The following is a 16,394-nucleotide window of genomic DNA, read 5'->3' on the forward strand; positions in this document are numbered from 1 at the left end:
AAATGACTTCCAGAGACCAAAGAAGGCATACAATGAGTCATGGCCGGACTGGCTGAAATACATAAACAAGTATTTTAGGAGGAGAAACTGCATGAAAAATGCGAAACAAGAGCACTTCGAATTAGATCAAGAATGGGTTGAATTAATGATGAAAGCCAAAGAAGCAAATATCAGCCCGGAAGAAATACGAAAATATTTACTTTTAAACAAAAAGTCTGCTCATCCTGGTCCGGCAGCCAGAAGTCATACCGTAAATCCTTTCTGAATGTGCTATAATATCACAAGGAAGGTGATGACATTGATTGGCCAGCGTATTAAACAATACCGTAAAGAAAAAGGCTACTCACTATCAGAACTAGCTGAAAAAGCTGGGGTAGCGAAGTCTTATTTAAGCTCAATAGAACGAAATCTACAAACGAACCCCTCCATTCAATTTCTCGAAAAAGTCTCCGCTGTTCTGGACGTCTCGGTTCATACTTTGCTCGATGAAAAACATGAAACCGAATACGATGGTCAATTAGATAGTGAATGGGAGAAATTGGTTCGCGATGCAATGACATCCGGGGTATCGAAAAAACAATTTCGTGAATTTTTAGATTATCAAAAATGGAGAAAGTCCCAAAAAGAGGAGTAGTGCCTGAGCAGAGGCACTTACTCCTCTTTTGTCAATACACATAGAGACGGCCCAGTAATATACTGGGCCGTCTCTTCATTATTGCTGCTATTAATTTTTATCCTCACTGTGCGCTTTTTCATTTTCTTTCACATAACCGTCTTTATCTGTATGTTCCTTTTTGATCGTCAAACCATTCCATTGTGTCGCTTCAAATGTGAATTGAAGCTGAATAGAATTGCCTTGGTATTTATTTTGAACCATTTGGCCGTTTTCATCTTTTGTTTTGTCGTCTTTGAATTGGATCTCCATTTGAACTTTGTCAAAATCAGTCGGCGTTTTTGGAATGCCATCATATTCAGGAGCGGTTTTACCGTCAATTGTTGCTACATTGACTTTACCACTTGCATTTAAGAATTTAGGGTCAATTTGTTTTTTGATTTTCTCAGCAGCCGCTGTATCATTCTTAGCGGACATCAAATACAGGTCTTTGAGGTTCGCATCATCTAAAATAATGTTTTTCGGGTAACCATTGCCGCCCTCTTTTCCAACTGTCAATAATGTCACTTCAAACTGGCTGAGAAAATCTTCCGGAGATGTATTGCTGCCGCCGTTCGCTTTAAATTCACCGTAATTCAGCGCCATTAATACCTCTTTGATTGCAAGTGAGCCGTTATTTTCAAAATGGAAATCTTTCGTTAATTTGTCACCCGGCTTTAGATTTGATAAGTTGACATTCGCTGAATTTTCTTTAGCTGATAAATCCAGTGTACCTGATGCAAAAGTAGCATCCGTTGATTTAATGTCGTTAAATGCTGCCCATGTTCCTCCTCCAACTAAGGCTAATCCTAGTGCCGCAGAAGCAACTCCTAAACTCAATTTCTTTTTCATACCCATGGCAAACTCCCCTTTTACTGAATGATTTTATATCGAAACCTGTTGCCAGGTTTACAACTGATGTTAAGTGGACATGGTATTGTCCTTTGTATTTGTTTCCAAAGCTTTTGTCTTTCTTTCAATTTCTCTAATGGCGCTTGTGATCGTCACAAAAGCGTACACCAGCAGCATCACGCCGGGAACAATCAGTAAAACAGCAGTTCCGATCGGCTGACTGGCAAAATGAAGCATATAGCCGGCATATGGAAGCTGAAAACCTGTGTATTGCGCGCGGACATTTTCGTCTGAAACAAGCGCTGAATCAGCTGCGGCGTTATTGTCCCCTTTTGTTTTAAATAACAAATGGCTTCCTTGCTTTGTTACATCAACAATCCTGTGGGTGACCGCCGTATTTGCATCCTGCATAAATGTAATGACATCACCCTTTTGGAGCTCTTTCACATCAGTGATTTCTTTGACCAATATTAAAGAGCCTGTATTGAACTCCGGCTCCATTGAACCTGACAAAACTGATTTCAGCGTGTATCCAAACACTGCCGGCTCTCCCCCGGATGAACGTGTTGATATCACGATAAGTGTCAGCATAATAATGAGAGTAAAGATGATCACGTAGAGAATATTACTGATCAGCTTCATTGCTTTTTTCATCCTCTTCCCCGCTTTCCTTCTGAACTGATTGAGTTTCTTTTTCTTCTTTTACAGCTTCTTGAGATGCAGCTTCTTTAGTTGATTTTTCCAGTAAATCCTTTTGAAATGTTTCTTTCTCATTTTTGACTGCAGGCTTGGTTTCTTTTTTTGGAACTGTCGGTTTCTCATCGCACTTTGCAAGCGTCATAGGCTTCGACCACTCAAATGTACTGCCGTCTGCCGGATAGCCGGCCGGTTTATATACTTTAAATGCATAAATGCCGGGTTTCATTTTTTTCTTCGTTTCGATTTTATAAACTGAATCGCGGATTTGATTGGAAACGAATCCTTTTTCGATCACATTTCCATCCTTTAACGGTTTGCGGGCATTTTCCAGCTTATGAAGCTCCCACTTCCATTTGGATTTCTTTAGTTTCTCGCCTGTATTTTCGAGCTCAGCAAATAATGTAACAGGTGAGCATACCGTGCCTTTTGTATCCGTTTGATCTGATAGGTGCAAATCGCTTTGATCCCAGCGTTTATCGTAATGGCAGTTTTTATCTGTATGCTGAAAGTCATTACACGTTTGAAGCGAAACATCAAACGTTTTAATATCATGAAAAGCAGCGCTTGTATCACCGGAAAATTGTAAGCATATCGCGGCAGTCAGACTAAAAATGACTGAAAGCTGAAAAATAAGCAGAACTCTCAGCTTCGTTTTCGCCTTTTGCTGATTGCGGAACAATCGAAACATACTCTACCTCCTGTAAAACCTGTCACTCGATATGACAAACGTTCTTTTTAAAGAACTATACAAATAGAGTATAATCAACGTTTTAGGGATTTAAAAACACCAAAATCGACCGTTTTGTTCGCTTAAAAGAATGTTTTCATCAAATTACAAAGTCTTGCTCATTATTGCTCATCTTTTGAAATTTTTGGGATTATTATGTGAGAAATTAAATGCATAGCCACATATGATTTGGTAATAATAAACAAAGAAAGGGTGACAGCATGATGATCAAACAATGTGTGATTTGTCTTTCTCTTCTCGTTTTCAGCACAACTGCCGCTTACGCAGAAGAAACACCGCTTGTGACCGCCCGCCACACATCAAAATGGGAAGAGCTTGCTGTAAAAGAAGCCAAAAAAAGGTACCCGCTTGCACAGGTACTATTTAAACAAAAAGTATGGGACCGCAAAAGAAAAGATGAAGCAGTAAAGCAATACCACTTAACCTTGAGGGAAGGATCAAAGGAATTCGGCGTATTTGTGACAATTTCATTTGATCCTCACAGCCAAAAGGTCAATAAAATTGCCATATTAGAAGAATATCAATAAGGTCCTCCATATTTGAAGGACCTTATTCGTTTATATTTGTAATTATCTTTTCCGCTTGAGCCATAGCCTGAAACCATAGGGTAAAATACCGAACCAATGCTGTGAAGCGGGTGTTTTTGTTTCTTTCCGCACCTCTTTTCGTTCTTTTCGCTCATCTTTCGGAGTATCTATATATTTGACAAATTGCTGAGTCATATATTTGACATAATCATTCGTTTTCACGTGATCACCTCATCTTTCAATTATTATGAGTGTTGGCTTACATGACTTTTTTTATACTCTTTTCTCTGCTTTATTCTGTCCAGCTCAGTAGCTTTTTCCGTTTTTGATCGAACACTAGCTGTGCAGTTCTTTCTGTTCCCGACTCCGTACTGGCTTTTAAGCTGATTTCTTTTTGCTCTTTTATCGATGTATCATAAATGTGATAAGAAACCTTCCCATATGCAAACTGCTGTGAACCGTGTTGGCCGCCTTTCCGTTTCTCAAGAACATGGCGAATTGACAGAAGTGCGCCATTCTGAAGCAAATTCTCTCCTGTGTATAACTCTTTTGTTTCCTTTTCAAACATGCAGCGTGACATATATTGGGCAGCAGTAAAGTTCACAATCAACAGCATAAGCGCAGACACAAAAAGAACCGCTGGATAAATAAACCCTTTCGAGCTGTACATTCATCCTCCTCCTAAAGATGTATAAACCGGAAAAGCAGTTTGATACACTTTTTCGTCCCTGCTCTTAATATTCAGAATCACAATCCCATTTTTAATATCAGCTTTCATTGCAGTCATATGATCGAGAATCGGCACATGCCCTTTGCCATCCACTCTTTTTCTTATCATTGATTGATAGGTTTCAAACCTGGTGTTTTGCCCGGAAAAGTTGGTGCAGATCAATACACTCCCATGCTCGGCTGTCTTTACCGTGCGAGACTGCTTGCACTCGTTCATCATCTGCTCCATTGAAATTATATATTCTTCCTGTGTAAAACCATTATGTTCCTGCTGCCGTGACAAAAACAAATGAAAGATCGTTGCTAACGATCCTGATATGAGCAAAAAGACGGAGAGAGAAAATAATACGTTAAGAAGCGTATAGCCAGTCTGTCCGCAGAATGCTGAGACAAAATGCTTTTTCTTTATAAGCTGCTGCTGAGATGCATACGTTTTGATACTCCCCCTCCTCCTCCCACTTCAGCGTATAGAAAGTATTGTTCTTTGTAACAGACGCAGTTCCTTCACCAGTCATCATATATTTGCTAATGCTTTCGTTCATCACCTGGTAGCCAATCTCTCGTGATTCCGCCATATTTTCATCAGCTATCAGCTTGTCCCACAAAGGAACGACTGTCAGCAGCAGAAACAGCCACAGGCTTAGCGCAGACATTGTTTCGATTGTAGAAAAACCTTTATTTTCTCTCCACATTGACTGTCCCGCTCCCTAAAAAAATCGTTATGTCATAAACAGCATGTCCTTTTATTCGAATTTTTCCGCCTGCATTCGGATGCCCTTTCTCATTGAATTCCAAACGGTTTTTTAATGTTAGCGGTTCTATAGAAAGTCCCGTTGTATACGGACGTTCAATCACCTTATCCCCCATGACTACTTGATATTCGTTTCTATGAAAGAGAATGTTTGTCCTTTGATGAGTGGAAATAGAAGTCTGCTGTGCAAGCATAATGTCGTTTTTCAGCTGCCATGCCGCCTGGCGAACAGAAGTATTGGCATAAACAGGGGGAAGTGTAGTAAACACGGCAATCAAGAGGATAGAGGCGAGGCTTAACACAAGCAAGCTCTCTAGAAGGGTAAACCCCTTCTCCTCGTTTAATTTAATGTTCAACCTTAACTTCTCCGTCACTGATGATAATGCGCTTCCCATTTGGGCAAACTGCATCCTTTTTCACATAGCCCTCTGACTGTAAATCTGAAAGGCTCGGTGTCTGTCCTTCATGATCAAGCTCAAATGCAGTCATTTGTGCCTTAATCATGTTTTGCAGGCCTTCACAGCCCTTTTTTTGAATGGTTTGATTATGTTTCGTGACGTTCGGTATCGTAATTAAAAGCAAGATTGAAATAATAAAGAGCACAATTAACATTTCAACAAGTGTGAATCCTTTCTCATTCATCAGCCTCTTCCTTTCACATTTGATTCATCATCTGATACATAGGCAAGAGCATAGATAAATACACAATTAAGATCACTGCAGCAACAAATCCATAAATCATCGGCTGAAGGATTCCTGTCCATTTTTGCGCCTTGTGTTCCAGCCTCTGCAATATGAATTGGCTATATGTGAAAAGCTCCCGATCCAGTCGGCCGCTCAGCTGGCCGTGAGATATGACTTTTGAAAAATCAGCTTCATAAAAAGGGCTTTCACAAATAGCAGCTTCTATTGATTCACCAGCTTTTAGCCGTTCAATCACTTGTTCAGCTTCGCAGCGGTAGAAAGGGAGAAACGTTTGATGTTTAAATGCGTTAAGGCTGTCATAAATTGAGAGACCTGATTTTAAAAGGCTGCTTAGCTGCAAAGAAAAAAAGTAGCTGTTAAACAGCCTGACAAGATTTCCAATCAAAGGGACCCTGACACAAATAAGCATTTGCCGGGCAGGTGATTTTTTCTTAAACACAAGCCAATAATAAAGGCCGATACCTGCTGCAAAAAGAGCTGCCAAAATAATCACAAGATCAATATGCTGAAAAAAAGAAAAAAGTATGTCAGTTGAACGTGAGGTTTCCATATTCATCGATTGATAAATACCGGAAAACTGAGGAATAATGATGGACTGTAACATATAAAACATGACAGCGACCGTAAAGATGAGGAAAAGCGGATATCGCAGCACCCTTTTCACCTGGTCTGCCTGTGCAATTTTTCGTTTCAGCAGCTCTCCGCTCTGGATCATGGAGGCAGGCAGTTCCCCATGCGTTTCAGCAAAGTAACAAATACCTACGGCTTCCTTATGAAATGACAAACTCTTTAGTACTTGATAAAACGGCGCCCCTTCCCTCAAACGAGTGACTGCATCAATCAAATCAGCCACTTGCCTCTTATTCAGCTGGAGTTCCATCAGGCGCAAGCCATCCAGAAGCGTATACCCGCCCGCCGTCATTTCACCGAGCCGCTTCAATAACTGGGCTTGATCCTTTAACGGCCATGTTTTTCTAATCTGTTTCATGATAAACCCACCGGTCATAGTTGTTTGTCGTCAAGTAGCCAAGCGCAATTCCCTTTCTGATAATTTGCCGAAGTGTTTGATATTGATAATTTGCATGATTTCCTTTTGCCTCCTGGATACATTGCTGAAGATTTTTTCCGTACAGGAGCTCATAAACGCTTGCTCTCCTGGCGTTTCGTGACTGGCGGCAATACACCGATGAACATCTGTTTTCACAAAACGGGCAAGCCAAATCAACTAAGCGCTGAGCCGCTATTGCAATGACAGTCTGTTCGATTTCATTCATATTGATGCCGAATTCAAGCAGCCTGTAAATTGCCCCCTTCGCATCTCTCGTATGAAGGCTCGTCAGCACCAGATGTCCAGTCAGCGCTGCCCGTACCGCAATTTTGGCTGTTTCCGCGTCTCTGATCTCACCTAAAATAATCATATCCGGGTCATGGCGCAAAATAGCCTTCAGCCCTGCGGAATATGTCACACCTGCTTTTTCATTCACCTGCACCTGAAGAACATCCTCGTCCCTTGTTTCAACAGGGTCCTCCAGTGTAACAATATTTCGATTAAAGTGTTTTTTTGCATATTGAACAAGAGAGTATAGTGTGGTCGTCTTCCCTGACCCAGTCGGCCCGGTAAAAATGAGCATGCCGTGGGAATGTTTTAAAAATGAGAGTAAGGTGGCTCCTGTCTTCGGAAATAATGACAGCTTATCAATCGAAGGGATATTGTATTGAGGCATCACTCTAATCACGAGGCTTTCTTCATTAATTGTGGGAAGCGTCGACATTCTTAAATGAACATTCCCCTCCTCAAGCTTTAACGTAAGCGAACCATTTTGCGGCTTTCGTCTTTCCCCTATGTCCATCGCTGAGAGGAATTTAAAATGTGAAATGAGCCTTACACACTCTTCTTTTTTCATATTCCTTTTTTTCAGCAAGGCATGGTCAACCCGAAAATGAATGGTGGCGTCCCGCTCCCTCGGCACAATGTGAATATCAGAAGCCTTTGTTATATATGCCTCTTCTATCAAGGTTCTGCTGATTTTTTCTATTGAATCCAATTTGATTCCCTCTCCTTTCAATGCGTATTGTAGAAAAAGAACGACAGGTAATCAAACGGAGAAAAATTGATTTCCTAAAAGTGTTATGTACCGAAAAATCAATTTCTGCTGGCAAGAAAGACCGTTTCAGCTAAATGTACCTGCTTGATTTCATTCTTTTTCTCAATAAAAAAGCAGGCATGATGATCACATGCCTGCTTCACTCCATCTTGCATTATGCTGATTTAGAAATTTCACTTAATGCTTCTCCGGCTTTTTGGTCAGTATTTTTCTCAATGGAAAGATCACCCAACGCAATAATACCGGCAATTCGTTCATTTTCAAGAATCGGTAAACGGCGGATTTAGTGCTCTGCCATAATCTGACCCGCTTCTTCAGCAGACATATCAGGATGGCCTGATACGATGTCAGCGCTCATGATGTCACTTGCTTTTGCATTCATCTGATTTTCAGCTAAGCATCTCGTCACAATATCCGATCAGAAACAATCCCCTGAAGTCTGCCATTTTCACAGATTGGAATAGAACCGACATTGGAGCCTCTCATCTTTTTCGCTAGTGCCGTGATTGAAGCGCTTGGTTCACAGCATTCTACATTCTTTGTCATGATGTCTCTTATTTTCATTCCCATTCCTCCTTTACCGTATTCTTTATCCGTTGCTCAAAAAATCAAACAGCCCTACAGTATCTGCCTTTTTCGAGATTTCTTTTTCTCCTTCCGTTCCTGCAGCATATCTCCCGTCCAGCCTTTTTTCTTCAAATATAGGTAGATCAGGACCGTAGAAGTAATAATCAATAAGAGAGAAAAGAGATACCCGTATTTCCAATTCAGCTCAGGCATTACCGAAAAGTTCATGCCCCAAAGGGCCCCCAGAGCTGTAATCGGCGTAAATAGCGTCGTAAAAATAGTCAGCGCTTTTACAATTTCGTTTCCCCTATGCGAGGTAATGACTTCCTCTGAATGCAGCAGATTGTTAAGCTCCCCTTCAAATTCGCTGATGTATGTAAACCCCCTGTCAATTTTCAGGTCTGTCCGCTGATAATCCTTTTTTCCTTCATTTTGAGGCAAAAAGGTTTCTTTCAACGCCATTTCAATTTTTTTGGCGCTTAGGATTAAGTTTTTCCAGATCATCAGTTCATGGCGCAGGAGATGGACGCGGTTTAAAATGCTTTTGCTATTGTCGTCTTTGATTTGCCATCGGAGCGTTCTCAGCTTTACTTCAAATTCATCAACACCGATTAAATATGCATTCATTAGTTCACCGAGAAGAATCAAAAACCCCTCAATGGCATTGTCCGCTCTTTCCATTTGCCGGACAACCTCTTTTCCCTTAATCCCCTTCAAAATCGAGAAGTCAAAGTTAATCGTAAAAAAATATTGCCTGGTAATATAAAAGTGAAAAACGGTATGGTCTTTTTCCTCATCAATTCCCTGATCATATATGATCGAGCCAAATACCGCTTCATTTTCCGTTTCAGTCGTATCTACGCGCAAAAAATTAATATGATGGTTATTTTCAAACCACTTTTCACATTGAGGCCAGTGAGAAAAATGGATCAGATCTCTTGCCTTATCTCTTTCCTGAGGCCCCATTTGGTACCAAAACCAATCCTTTCCCGTATGTGCCTTCATGTCAAGCTCCTCCAAACTTTAGTTCTTTCATTATTTAATTGCCCAAGAAAGGCATCGCTAAACCAGTCAGCCGCTTCAACACATGTTTTGTGACCATTTTCCGGTGGTATGGAATGTAGAAAGACATCGGAAAAGGGAGGTGCATGCCTTCCTTGGAGAAGGCAGTTGTTGTGGAATTTGTCAACTTACTAGCAGTCGCTATTCTTATTTTGTTAACAGGATTTTTTGTCGCCGTAGAATTTTCAATTGTAAAAGTGCGGCGTTCCAGAATTGATCAGCTTGTCGCAAAGGGAAAGAAAGGTGCAAAAGCGGCAAAGCATGTCATTACTCACCTTGATGAATATTTGTCAGCCTGCCAGCTGGGCATCACAGTCGCAGCTTTAGGACTGGGCTGGCTTGGGGAACCGACTGTGCAAACCCTGCTTCGGCCGCTTTTCCATAAAGCAGGCTTAAACGAATCGCTTACCCACCTTCTTTCACTTGTCATCGCCTTTTTGGCTGTGACATATTTAAATGTTGTCATCGGGGAGCTGGCGCCAAAGAGCTTCGCTATTCAAAAAGCAGAGAGCATTACCTTGATGTTCGCCAAGCCGCTTATTTGGTTTTATAGGCTCATGTTTCCATTCATTTGGCTGCTGAACCACTCTGCCCGGTTAATTACAGGGGCCTTCGGACTAAAGCCGGCATCAGAGCATGAGCTGGCATATACGGAGGAAGAACTGCGGGTTCTTTTGGCTGAAAGCTATAAAAGCGGTGAAATCAGAAAAAGCGAATTAAAATACATGAATAATATCTTCACCTTTGATAAACGAATGGCAAAGGAAATCATGGTGCCTCGAAATGAGATGGTCAGCCTGTCACTTGAGGATGACTCAATTCCAAACCTGCAGGAAACAGTCAAGCAAACAAAATATACACGGTACCCGGTTGTAAGAGAAGATAAAGATAACGTCATTGGCGTCATCAATATGAAAGAAGTGCTGTTTTCAATGCTGTCGAAAAACTTTTCACTCAACAAGCAGCAAATTGAACCTTTCATTCAGCCTGTTATTCATGTCATTGAGACGATTCCTGTTTATAAATTACTGCTGAAAATGCAAAAGGAACGCACCCATATGGCGATTCTCATTGATGAATATGGCGGGACTTCCGGTTTGGTTACTGTCGAGGATATTATCGAAGAAATTGTAGGAGAAATCCGTGATGAATTTGACGCGGATGAAGTGCCTCATATTCGCGAGCTCGGAAAGGATCACTTCTTGCTAAATGCAAAATTATTAATCAGTGATGTAAACAACCTGCTTGGAACAGATTTAGCTGACGCAGAAGTGGACACCTTGGGCGGCTGGTTTCTGACACAAAACATAGACGCAGAGCCTGAAAGTGTCATTGAATATGACGGCTACTCTTTTAAGGTAAAAGACATTGACAGCCACCACATTTTATTTATAGAAGTTAAAAAAGCTGAATAGCCCAGGGGAGGCTGTTCAGCTTTTTTACAGATGATCATGACTGATTAAACAACGCACATTATGACTCTTCTATCTTAAATCCTTTATTGGCCAGGGCTTTCGCAAGGCTTTGCTCGGTTTTCACATTCGAAAAATCCAGACCCAGCTTCACCACAGTTTGGGCAATTTCTGGCCTGATTCCTGAAATAATCGTCTCGATCCCGAGCAGCTTCGTGCTGTCAATCACTTTAAAAATTTGATAGGCCACCATTGTATCAACGATGGGAACGCCCGAAATATCTAAAAATAAATACGAGAGCTTTAGCTCTGAGCACTGCTGCAGCACCGACTCCAAAATCGTCCTCGCTCTGTACGTGTCAATTTCACCGACAAGCGGAAGAATCCCTATCCCCTCAGTAATCGGCATAATGGGCGCACTCAATTCATTAATCATTTCTTTTTGAGCGTTTAATTGTATCATGGTCACCTGGTGATATTCTTCCGTAAAGACTTCAATGATCTTATCAATGTTTTGATTCAAGATCCGGCTCCACTCATAAAAGTCCTGAATGCTGATTTCTTGAGAAGAGGCTTCGCTGAATTTCTGAATCCATTCAAACATGATGTGCCTGAAGGCGTTAAACTGGCCGACACTTTCTGTTACCGTCACTTCATGAACGGCACGGTCTCTGGCGCACTGAAGAGACCATCGATTAAGCTCGTCCTTTACGTATTCTTTTCTAAGGGATTTTGCTACGATGGTCACCAATAATTCATGCTGGTCTTTTAACTTTTGTTCTAGTTTTGGCTGATCTTTCGCTGAATACAGCCATCTGCCTTTTGACGTACAAACTTCCAGCCATTGCTGCGTGATATCTTCTTTGTGCTCTGTTAAGTGCTGATCAAGAGCTATCATCTTAATGAGTTACCTCCTGTTTTGAAAATGTTTCGCTACATATGTATAACGCGCCTGCCTTTACACATACTATGTTTACATTCAATGGGCTATAGCCAAGCGGTAAGGCAATGGACTTTGACTCCGTGATCGTTGGTTCGAATCCAGCTAGCCCAGTTTCTGAACAGGTGAAAAACCGAAGATAAGCTGATTCATATAAATCAGCGGATCTTCGGTTTTTCATCATGCAGATTGATGAACCGTTTTCTTCTTCGATAACTTCAACAGTTCTCCCGGATTATAACCGATCACCAGCTTTTTGTTGTCCACAAGAATCGGACGACGCAAAAGCTTCGGCTTCTCAATTAACAGTTCAAGCACTTCATTTACCGTCATCTCTTCGATGTTTAAATTTAAATTTTTGAAGGTCTGGCTTCTTGTCGCTAAAATTTCATCAATTCCTTCTGTCGTTAAGGATAAAATATACTTTAATTCTTCTACTGTCGGGGTTTCTCTGAATAAGTGCCGTTCGTTAAAGTCAATTTGATGCGCTTTGAGCCAATGTTTAGTTTTTCGGCATGACGTGCAGCTAGGGTATGAGTAAAAAGTTAATTGTTGTTCCATTCGTTTTTCCTCCTCAGTTAACCATCTCTTTGTAGAATAACTACCCCGATCATTTTTTCTTTAAACCATTTACAGAACTTTTTTTCGGATTATTTTCAAAAAGTTATTCATATAATAGAAAGCACGACCAAAGGAAAAATTCCATATGTATAACAATAATGAAAATGTTTACATTTCTAGGTGGGATCTATTATAATAACAGTCAGAGGGACTCTCGGGAGGGGATAAAAATGAATCGCATGTTCCGGGTGTTAGGATTTTGGACAGGAATTTTTGCAGTCATGTTTTATTTGGGTGATATGAAAGATGCTTCCCTTTTATTTTTTGGACAGACGATCTTATTTGTATTCCTATCGTATTTGAATTTAACTGAACGCATGTATATTTATATTTTTGCCGCTTATTTAACGATTTTCTTTGCCGGCTTTACATATTACTCGATTTTTATTATGGTGCCCGGCGGCGGAGGTCATTAAATGCAAAAAGAGACAAACCTTATCGGTTTGTCTCTTTTTTTACAATGAAAACCCATTTAAAAATGGATTTTGGTCCTGCTCAGTCCGCACATCTGTTTCAGGGCCATGGCCGCTTAACACCAGCGTGTGCTCCGGCAGCGTAAGCAGCTTTTCATGGATGGACGTCAGCAGCGTTTCTTGATTGCCGCCTATTAAATCCGTACGCCCTATGCCGCCTTGAAACAGGACATCTCCGGAAATCACCAGGTCAGCATCCTTCACATAGTAAGAAACACTGCCTGGCGAATGTCCCGGCGTAAATAATGTTTCCAAATGAAACGGGCCTATATTCAGTTCGCCGTCTCCTTCAATCAGATGATCTGCAGGCTTAGCTGTAACTTCTATCCCTCTCAGCATGCCTGATCCGTTTAAAGAGGCATCCGTAAGCCAATTCTTTTCATTCTGATGCAGATAAACAGGGATATCCCATTTTTCTCTCACTTCATCCAGTGCCCCAATATGGTCAAAATGGGCATGTGTAAGCAAAATGGCTAAAGGGGTCAGCCCTTTTTCTTTTATGTATTGATTGATTTTATTTCCTTCGCCGCCCGGATCAAAAATCAGGCATTGATCATCATTAATCAAAAAATATGCGTTCGCTTGAATCGGCCCTACTGGCATTCGTCTCCATTTCACTTGTATCACCTCTTTCTGTTTTATGCTCCTATTATGAGGGTTTTTGAAAAAAGATTCAAACAATCGCAATGAAAACGCTATCGACAAACATTTAAAAAACAGGTAGAATAAAAATGGAAAGAATTGCAGGTTTTTCAATGTAAAGGGGGCTGCGTAATGTTACTTGTCGTGATTTTCGGCCTTGTCGCTCTTTTCGCTTTATGGGGAGTCTTGCGTTCTGTTAAAAATAGAAACATACTTGGATTTTTGTTAGCCGGAGCCACCTTATTTGTCTTTGGCTGGTTTACAGTGATGACCGTGATAAACAGCGGATATCCAACCGCACATTAAAACCTGTATCCAATTGGATACAGGTTTGTTTTTATTGCTGTAAATGTTTATTGACACTTTCTATTTTGCTTTCAAGTGTCGTTTTTTTGTCACGCCTGTCATCGATGCGGATGTTTGTTGCCACTCTATGCAGCCCTTTTTGAAACGGTGCTTCGTGAATGGCCTGGATGACTGTGAAAAGGTCACTGAGTTCTCCCTCGATCAGCGTATTCATCGGTGTCAGCTGATATTTGATTTTTCCTTCAGCTTGATATCCTTCTAAAATCTTTTGCACATCGGCCACGTAAGCACTGACACTAGGTGTTTCCGTTCCGATTGGGATAATGGTTACATCTGCAATAGCCATCGTTATTCCATCTCCTTTTGATCAATGATAAGTTGCTTCATTCCATGTGATTTCAATAAAATGATCTGCTCAAAATGAAAGCCGTATAACGCATATTTCCCGTTTGGAGATATTTGAATCGGCTCCATTTCCGGCAGGGAGAAAAGATCTTTTGTCTTTCCCGACGCCACATTGACAGCTGCAAGCTTATATGCATCGCCGCTTTCTTTAAACGTATAAAACAGGCCTTCTGCTTCATCATAATCATACTCCATCGGAGCCAAACTTGTATATTTCGTTTGGAGCGGCCATTCAACTGTAACTGGAGATTTTGTTTGCGGCGTTTTAAACTGGTACGTCCCTTTTTCTCCGGAAGCTGATTTAACAGCAAAACTCATTTGATGAAAAGAATCAAAGAAGAGAACATCATCCTCGAGCTTCTTTTCCGCTTTGGAGACTGTATCAAACGTATATAAAGGCCCTGACTTATCGTCTCTTCCCTCTTTGACATAATCAAATGTGTTTTTTGAGGTCCAATGAATAAACGGAACCTGTATCGGACTTAAGGAAGACTCGTCTTTTTTGGCATCCACCTGATATGTATGGAAATCCCAGTTTTCAGAGAATACCGTCACCATCATTTGATAAGGGTCATACGGATTCCAAGCAGCCTCGAGCTCATACGTTTCATATTCTTTTTGGTAAAGCGTTTCTCCTTTTGCATTAAGCAAAACCAATGCTGTCTTTTGGCTGTTAGTGATTTGCAGCAGGATCATCTGCTTTTTCTGATTGATTTGAACATCAACGATTTGGCCATCCGTTTGATAAAGCTTTTTCGATTTGCCGGTAAAGATGCGGTACGCAAAAAGCTCCGTTTTCGTCGGATCGGATGCAGAAAATAAAATTGTGCTGTTATTAAGCCAGCCTTCCGCTCCGTCCGCTTTTTCCGCAGAAAGCGGAATGATCTCTTTTTCCTCATCTTTTGCCGCTGATGCCTGTTTTTGCTGCTGATGAGATGATTCGCATGCTGATAAACCAAACAGCAATGCCGACAGCAGAATGAAACAAACTGATCTCATCAGCCTTCCCCTCCAATCATCTATATTGTCGCACATTCTCTGCGGCAGAAAAAAGAAAAAGTTTCAGTTACTCATGAAAAAATAACGCCCTCCACAAAATGCCCTTTGTCGCGTTATAAATATGTGAAAACTGCTGAAACGGCAAAGGATTTTGCCCTCTTCCAAGTTCCACCGTATAGCCTTCTTTAAAATAATGATGGATAAACCAATCGCGGAATCCCGCATAGCTGTCTATATCCCTTACTCCTTTATAAATGTTCCCGCTGACCTCCTCAAAATCCTTTATAACAGCAGCAGATTCTTCAGGCTCAAGACCTTTATAGCCCCAATAAATTTCTTCTCCCTGGGTATGAAGGGCTAGCAATCTGTCAGGCGGATCTTCCGTAATCAACCGGTACATGGTGATGGATTCCGGCTCCGTAAGCGGGGAGAACCCCGGAAAATCTCGGTGGCTGGGTGCTGGCGGCTTGCGGTATTTTTCAATTTCCCATAATGACGGAAATTGTTTATTTAAATCGACTCCGTTTATGTTCGCCTTCCACTCATTAAAATTCGGCCGATGACCATTTAGCCTTTCGAGCTCTTCTTTTCTGGCACCCATGCCTTCTGAACCGTTCAAGACAAGATCAACGCCATCCGGGTTGACAAGCGGAACGAGTGATAAGGCTGTGCTCCTGAACAGCTTCATGGGAGAAAAACCGGAGAAAGGCGAGTTGCAGCATAATGACATACAATATTCCTTAAACCATTTTAGCAGGACAGACGTTGTAATCCACTCATTTGCATGAAATGAGGCGTTCATATGGACCTTTTTTCCGGTATGCTCTCCACCAACCTTCAGCTCCAAAATTGGCCTGCCGAGTACAGAACAACCGATTTCCCGGCATGAGACGAACGGAAACACATCAATGATTTTCTTTATTTCCTTTTCAACAGCTGAATCATCATAAATTTTTTCTTGCCCCACCCAGTTATCTGAAAGGCTTAGCCGCCGAGGCTGTAAAAAGCTCTTTATGTCCTGAATGGTGTGAAGCTCCTTATCGTTTTGCTCTTCAATCATATAACCAGGACAATACAACTGATGCTTCTGTGCCGAGCGATTTGCACTTCTGAGGAGTTCCTCCTCTATTTCCAGCTCTCTTGCCACTCTTGCCAAATTGTGCTTAACCTCAGGTTTCACCGTAATAAACGCCATCATC

24 protein-coding genes, 1 tRNA gene and 1 pseudogene are annotated in these 16,394 nt (G+C 41.3%); 7 read left to right on the forward strand and 19 right to left on the reverse strand.

What is annotated here, in order from left to right; translation table 11 throughout:
- Window positions 1–91: 91 nt before the first annotated feature.
- Complete coding sequence (gene sinI / locus MOC09_RS16025) at window positions 92–265, forward strand: anti-repressor SinI (protein ID WP_003226347.1); 174 nt, start codon at window positions 92–94, stop codon at window positions 263–265.
- Window positions 266–298: 33 nt separating this feature from the next.
- Window positions 299–634, forward strand: coding sequence for a transcriptional regulator SinR (sinR, locus tag MOC09_RS16030; RefSeq protein WP_003226345.1), 336 nt, complete (start codon window positions 299–301; stop codon window positions 632–634).
- A 90-nt stretch (window positions 635–724) separates the two neighbouring features.
- Here sinR and tasA read toward each other — a convergent pair whose 3' ends face one another.
- The 3 genes from tasA to tapA form a co-directional block, all read right to left on the reverse strand.
- Window positions 725–1,510, reverse strand: coding sequence for a biofilm matrix protein TasA (gene tasA, locus MOC09_RS16035; protein ID WP_268360696.1), 786 nt, complete (start codon window positions 1,508–1,510; stop codon window positions 725–727).
- Between the two features lie 63 nt (window positions 1,511–1,573).
- Complete coding sequence (sipW, locus tag MOC09_RS16040; RefSeq protein WP_268360697.1) at window positions 1,574–2,146, reverse strand: signal peptidase I SipW; 573 nt, start codon at window positions 2,144–2,146, stop codon at window positions 1,574–1,576.
- A complete protein-coding gene (tapA, locus tag MOC09_RS16045; protein WP_268371085.1) occupies window positions 2,130–2,891 on the reverse strand; it encodes an amyloid fiber anchoring/assembly protein TapA in 762 nt (253 codons plus the stop codon). Before tapA ends, sipW begins: the two co-directional genes overlap by 17 nt.
- A gap of 260 nt (window positions 2,892–3,151) precedes the next feature.
- On the opposite strand from tapA, the gene MOC09_RS16050 reads away from it, so the two are divergent.
- Window positions 3,152–3,478 (forward strand): YqzG/YhdC family protein, encoded by a 327-nt coding sequence (locus MOC09_RS16050; protein WP_268361120.1) that lies wholly within the window; start codon window positions 3,152–3,154, stop codon window positions 3,476–3,478.
- A 42-nt stretch (window positions 3,479–3,520) separates the two neighbouring features.
- Here MOC09_RS16050 and MOC09_RS16055 read toward each other — a convergent pair whose 3' ends face one another.
- The 10 genes and pseudogenes from MOC09_RS16055 to corA all read right to left on the reverse strand — a co-directional run bounded on the left by MOC09_RS16055 (window position 3,521) and on the right by corA (window position 9,340).
- Window positions 3,521–3,700, reverse strand: a complete 180-nt coding sequence (locus MOC09_RS16055; RefSeq protein WP_268361122.1) for a YqzE family protein — start codon at window positions 3,698–3,700, stop codon at window positions 3,521–3,523.
- A gap of 70 nt (window positions 3,701–3,770) precedes the next feature.
- The gene (gene comGG / locus MOC09_RS16060; RefSeq protein WP_268361123.1) at window positions 3,771–4,148 is read right to left on the reverse strand and encodes a competence type IV pilus minor pilin ComGG; all 378 of its coding nucleotides are present in this window, start codon (window positions 4,146–4,148) and stop codon (window positions 3,771–3,773) included.
- Window positions 4,149–4,532 (reverse strand): competence type IV pilus minor pilin ComGF, encoded by a 384-nt coding sequence (locus MOC09_RS16065; RefSeq protein WP_268371086.1) that lies wholly within the window; start codon window positions 4,530–4,532, stop codon window positions 4,149–4,151.
- A 25-nt stretch (window positions 4,533–4,557) separates the two neighbouring features.
- Window positions 4,558–4,899, reverse strand: coding sequence for a competence type IV pilus minor pilin ComGE (gene comGE / locus MOC09_RS16070; RefSeq protein ID WP_268361127.1), 342 nt, complete (start codon window positions 4,897–4,899; stop codon window positions 4,558–4,560).
- Entirely contained in the window at window positions 4,883–5,314 is a 432-nt protein-coding gene (gene comGD, locus MOC09_RS16075; protein WP_268361129.1) for a competence type IV pilus minor pilin ComGD, read from the reverse strand. The genes comGE and comGD overlap by 17 nt, the downstream gene beginning before the upstream one ends.
- Window positions 5,304–5,600, reverse strand: coding sequence for a comG operon protein ComGC (gene comGC, locus MOC09_RS16080; RefSeq protein ID WP_268371087.1), 297 nt, complete (start codon window positions 5,598–5,600; stop codon window positions 5,304–5,306). The genes comGD and comGC overlap by 11 nt, the downstream gene beginning before the upstream one ends.
- 13 nt (window positions 5,601–5,613) lie before the next feature.
- Window positions 5,614–6,651 (reverse strand): competence type IV pilus assembly protein ComGB, encoded by a 1,038-nt coding sequence (comGB, locus tag MOC09_RS16085; protein WP_268371088.1) that lies wholly within the window; start codon window positions 6,649–6,651, stop codon window positions 5,614–5,616.
- Entirely contained in the window at window positions 6,638–7,708 is a 1,071-nt protein-coding gene (gene comGA, locus MOC09_RS16090; RefSeq protein WP_268362680.1) for a competence protein ComGA, read from the reverse strand. The genes comGB and comGA overlap by 14 nt, the downstream gene beginning before the upstream one ends.
- A 214-nt stretch (window positions 7,709–7,922) precedes the next feature.
- Window positions 7,923–8,332, reverse strand: a pseudogene (locus MOC09_RS20185) (CBS domain-containing protein).
- Between the two features lie 54 nt (window positions 8,333–8,386).
- Window positions 8,387–9,340 carry a magnesium transporter CorA gene (gene corA, locus MOC09_RS16100; protein WP_268362671.1) on the reverse strand — a complete coding sequence of 318 codons (954 nt, stop codon included), beginning with the start codon at window positions 9,338–9,340 and terminating at the stop codon, window positions 8,387–8,389.
- Between the two features lie 143 nt (window positions 9,341–9,483).
- Between corA and MOC09_RS16105 the strand changes: the two genes are divergently transcribed.
- On the forward strand, window positions 9,484–10,812 hold the full coding sequence (locus MOC09_RS16105; protein ID WP_268362668.1) for a hemolysin family protein: 1,329 nt from the start codon (window positions 9,484–9,486) through the stop codon (window positions 10,810–10,812).
- Window positions 10,813–10,870: 58 nt separating this feature from the next.
- Here MOC09_RS16105 and MOC09_RS16110 read toward each other — a convergent pair whose 3' ends face one another.
- The gene (locus tag MOC09_RS16110) at window positions 10,871–11,707 is read right to left on the reverse strand and encodes an STAS domain-containing protein (protein ID WP_268371090.1); all 837 of its coding nucleotides are present in this window, start codon (window positions 11,705–11,707) and stop codon (window positions 10,871–10,873) included.
- A gap of 85 nt (window positions 11,708–11,792) precedes the next feature.
- Here MOC09_RS16110 and MOC09_RS16115 point away from each other — a divergent pair.
- Window positions 11,793–11,863, forward strand: a tRNA-Gln gene (locus MOC09_RS16115).
- A gap of 66 nt (window positions 11,864–11,929) precedes the next feature.
- Here MOC09_RS16115 and mgsR read toward each other — a convergent pair.
- Window positions 11,930–12,310 carry a transcriptional regulator MgsR gene (gene mgsR, locus MOC09_RS16120; RefSeq protein WP_268362663.1) on the reverse strand — a complete coding sequence of 127 codons (381 nt, stop codon included), beginning with the start codon at window positions 12,308–12,310 and terminating at the stop codon, window positions 11,930–11,932.
- A gap of 230 nt (window positions 12,311–12,540) precedes the next feature.
- Between mgsR and MOC09_RS16125 the strand changes: the two genes are divergently transcribed.
- Entirely contained in the window at window positions 12,541–12,786 is a 246-nt protein-coding gene (locus tag MOC09_RS16125; protein ID WP_268371092.1) for a DUF2626 domain-containing protein, read from the forward strand.
- A 39-nt stretch (window positions 12,787–12,825) separates the two neighbouring features.
- On the opposite strand, the gene MOC09_RS16130 is transcribed toward MOC09_RS16125, so the two are convergent.
- Window positions 12,826–13,461 carry an MBL fold metallo-hydrolase gene (locus tag MOC09_RS16130; protein ID WP_268362661.1) on the reverse strand — a complete coding sequence of 212 codons (636 nt, stop codon included), beginning with the start codon at window positions 13,459–13,461 and terminating at the stop codon, window positions 12,826–12,828.
- Window positions 13,462–13,617: 156 nt separating this feature from the next.
- On the opposite strand from MOC09_RS16130, the gene MOC09_RS16135 reads away from it, so the two are divergent.
- Window positions 13,618–13,791, forward strand: a complete 174-nt coding sequence (locus MOC09_RS16135; protein ID WP_014114408.1) for a DUF2759 domain-containing protein — start codon at window positions 13,618–13,620, stop codon at window positions 13,789–13,791.
- Between the two features lie 31 nt (window positions 13,792–13,822).
- Here the strand turns inward: MOC09_RS16135 and MOC09_RS16140 are convergent, their stop codons facing one another.
- The 3 genes from MOC09_RS16140 to MOC09_RS16150 form a co-directional block, all read right to left on the reverse strand.
- Complete coding sequence (locus MOC09_RS16140; protein WP_268362660.1) at window positions 13,823–14,137, reverse strand: MTH1187 family thiamine-binding protein; 315 nt, start codon at window positions 14,135–14,137, stop codon at window positions 13,823–13,825.
- 2 nt (window positions 14,138–14,139) lie between these two features.
- A complete protein-coding gene (locus MOC09_RS16145; protein WP_268371094.1) occupies window positions 14,140–15,195 on the reverse strand; it encodes a hypothetical protein in 1,056 nt (351 codons plus the stop codon).
- A gap of 67 nt (window positions 15,196–15,262) precedes the next feature.
- Window positions 15,263–16,393: a M14 family metallopeptidase gene (locus tag MOC09_RS16150; protein WP_268371238.1), complete on the reverse strand. Its 1,131-nt coding sequence runs from the start codon at window positions 16,391–16,393 to the stop codon at window positions 15,263–15,265.
- Between the last annotated feature and the right edge of the window lies 1 nt (window position 16,394).

It is taken from the genome of Bacillus sp. N12A5 (genome assembly GCF_026790125.1).
Taxonomy (GTDB): domain Bacteria; phylum Bacillota; class Bacilli; order Bacillales; family Bacillaceae; genus Bacillus.

Excerpts from the sequence above, each read along its gene's own strand:
- sinI (WP_003226347.1), top strand. The coding sequence starts at position 92 with ATGAAAAATGCGAAACAAGAGCACTTCGAATTAGATCAAGAATGGGTT.
- tasA (WP_268360696.1), bottom strand. The coding sequence starts at position 1,510 with ATGGGTATGAAAAAGAAATTGAGTTTAGGAGTTGCTTCTGCGGCACTA.
- sipW (WP_268360697.1), bottom strand. The coding sequence starts at position 2,146 with ATGAAGCTGATCAGTAATATTCTCTACGTGATCATCTTTACTCTCATT.
- tapA (WP_268371085.1), bottom strand. The coding sequence starts at position 2,891 with ATGTTTCGATTGTTCCGCAATCAGCAAAAGGCGAAAACGAAGCTGAGA.
- MOC09_RS16050 (WP_268361120.1), top strand. The coding sequence starts at position 3,152 with ATGATGATCAAACAATGTGTGATTTGTCTTTCTCTTCTCGTTTTCAGC.
- comGG (WP_268361123.1), bottom strand. The coding sequence starts at position 4,148 with ATGTACAGCTCGAAAGGGTTTATTTATCCAGCGGTTCTTTTTGTGTCT.
- comGE (WP_268361127.1), bottom strand. The coding sequence starts at position 4,899 with ATGTGGAGAGAAAATAAAGGTTTTTCTACAATCGAAACAATGTCTGCG.
- comGC (WP_268371087.1), bottom strand. The coding sequence starts at position 5,600 with ATGAATGAGAAAGGATTCACACTTGTTGAAATGTTAATTGTGCTCTTT.
- comGB (WP_268371088.1), bottom strand. The coding sequence starts at position 6,651 with ATGAAACAGATTAGAAAAACATGGCCGTTAAAGGATCAAGCCCAGTTA.
- corA (WP_268362671.1), bottom strand. The coding sequence starts at position 9,340 with ATGAAGGCACATACGGGAAAGGATTGGTTTTGGTACCAAATGGGGCCT.
- MOC09_RS16105 (WP_268362668.1), top strand. The coding sequence starts at position 9,484 with ATGCCTTCCTTGGAGAAGGCAGTTGTTGTGGAATTTGTCAACTTACTA.
- MOC09_RS16110 (WP_268371090.1), bottom strand. The coding sequence starts at position 11,707 with ATGATAGCTCTTGATCAGCACTTAACAGAGCACAAAGAAGATATCACG.
- mgsR (WP_268362663.1), bottom strand. The coding sequence starts at position 12,310 with ATGGAACAACAATTAACTTTTTACTCATACCCTAGCTGCACGTCATGC.
- MOC09_RS16125 (WP_268371092.1), top strand. The coding sequence starts at position 12,541 with ATGAATCGCATGTTCCGGGTGTTAGGATTTTGGACAGGAATTTTTGCA.
- MOC09_RS16135 (WP_014114408.1), top strand. The coding sequence starts at position 13,618 with ATGTTACTTGTCGTGATTTTCGGCCTTGTCGCTCTTTTCGCTTTATGG.
- MOC09_RS16140 (WP_268362660.1), bottom strand. The coding sequence starts at position 14,137 with ATGGCTATTGCAGATGTAACCATTATCCCAATCGGAACGGAAACACCT.
- MOC09_RS16145 (WP_268371094.1), bottom strand. The coding sequence starts at position 15,195 with ATGAGATCAGTTTGTTTCATTCTGCTGTCGGCATTGCTGTTTGGTTTA.
- MOC09_RS16150 (WP_268371238.1), bottom strand. The coding sequence starts at position 16,393 with ATGATGGCGTTTATTACGGTGAAACCTGAGGTTAAGCACAATTTGGCA.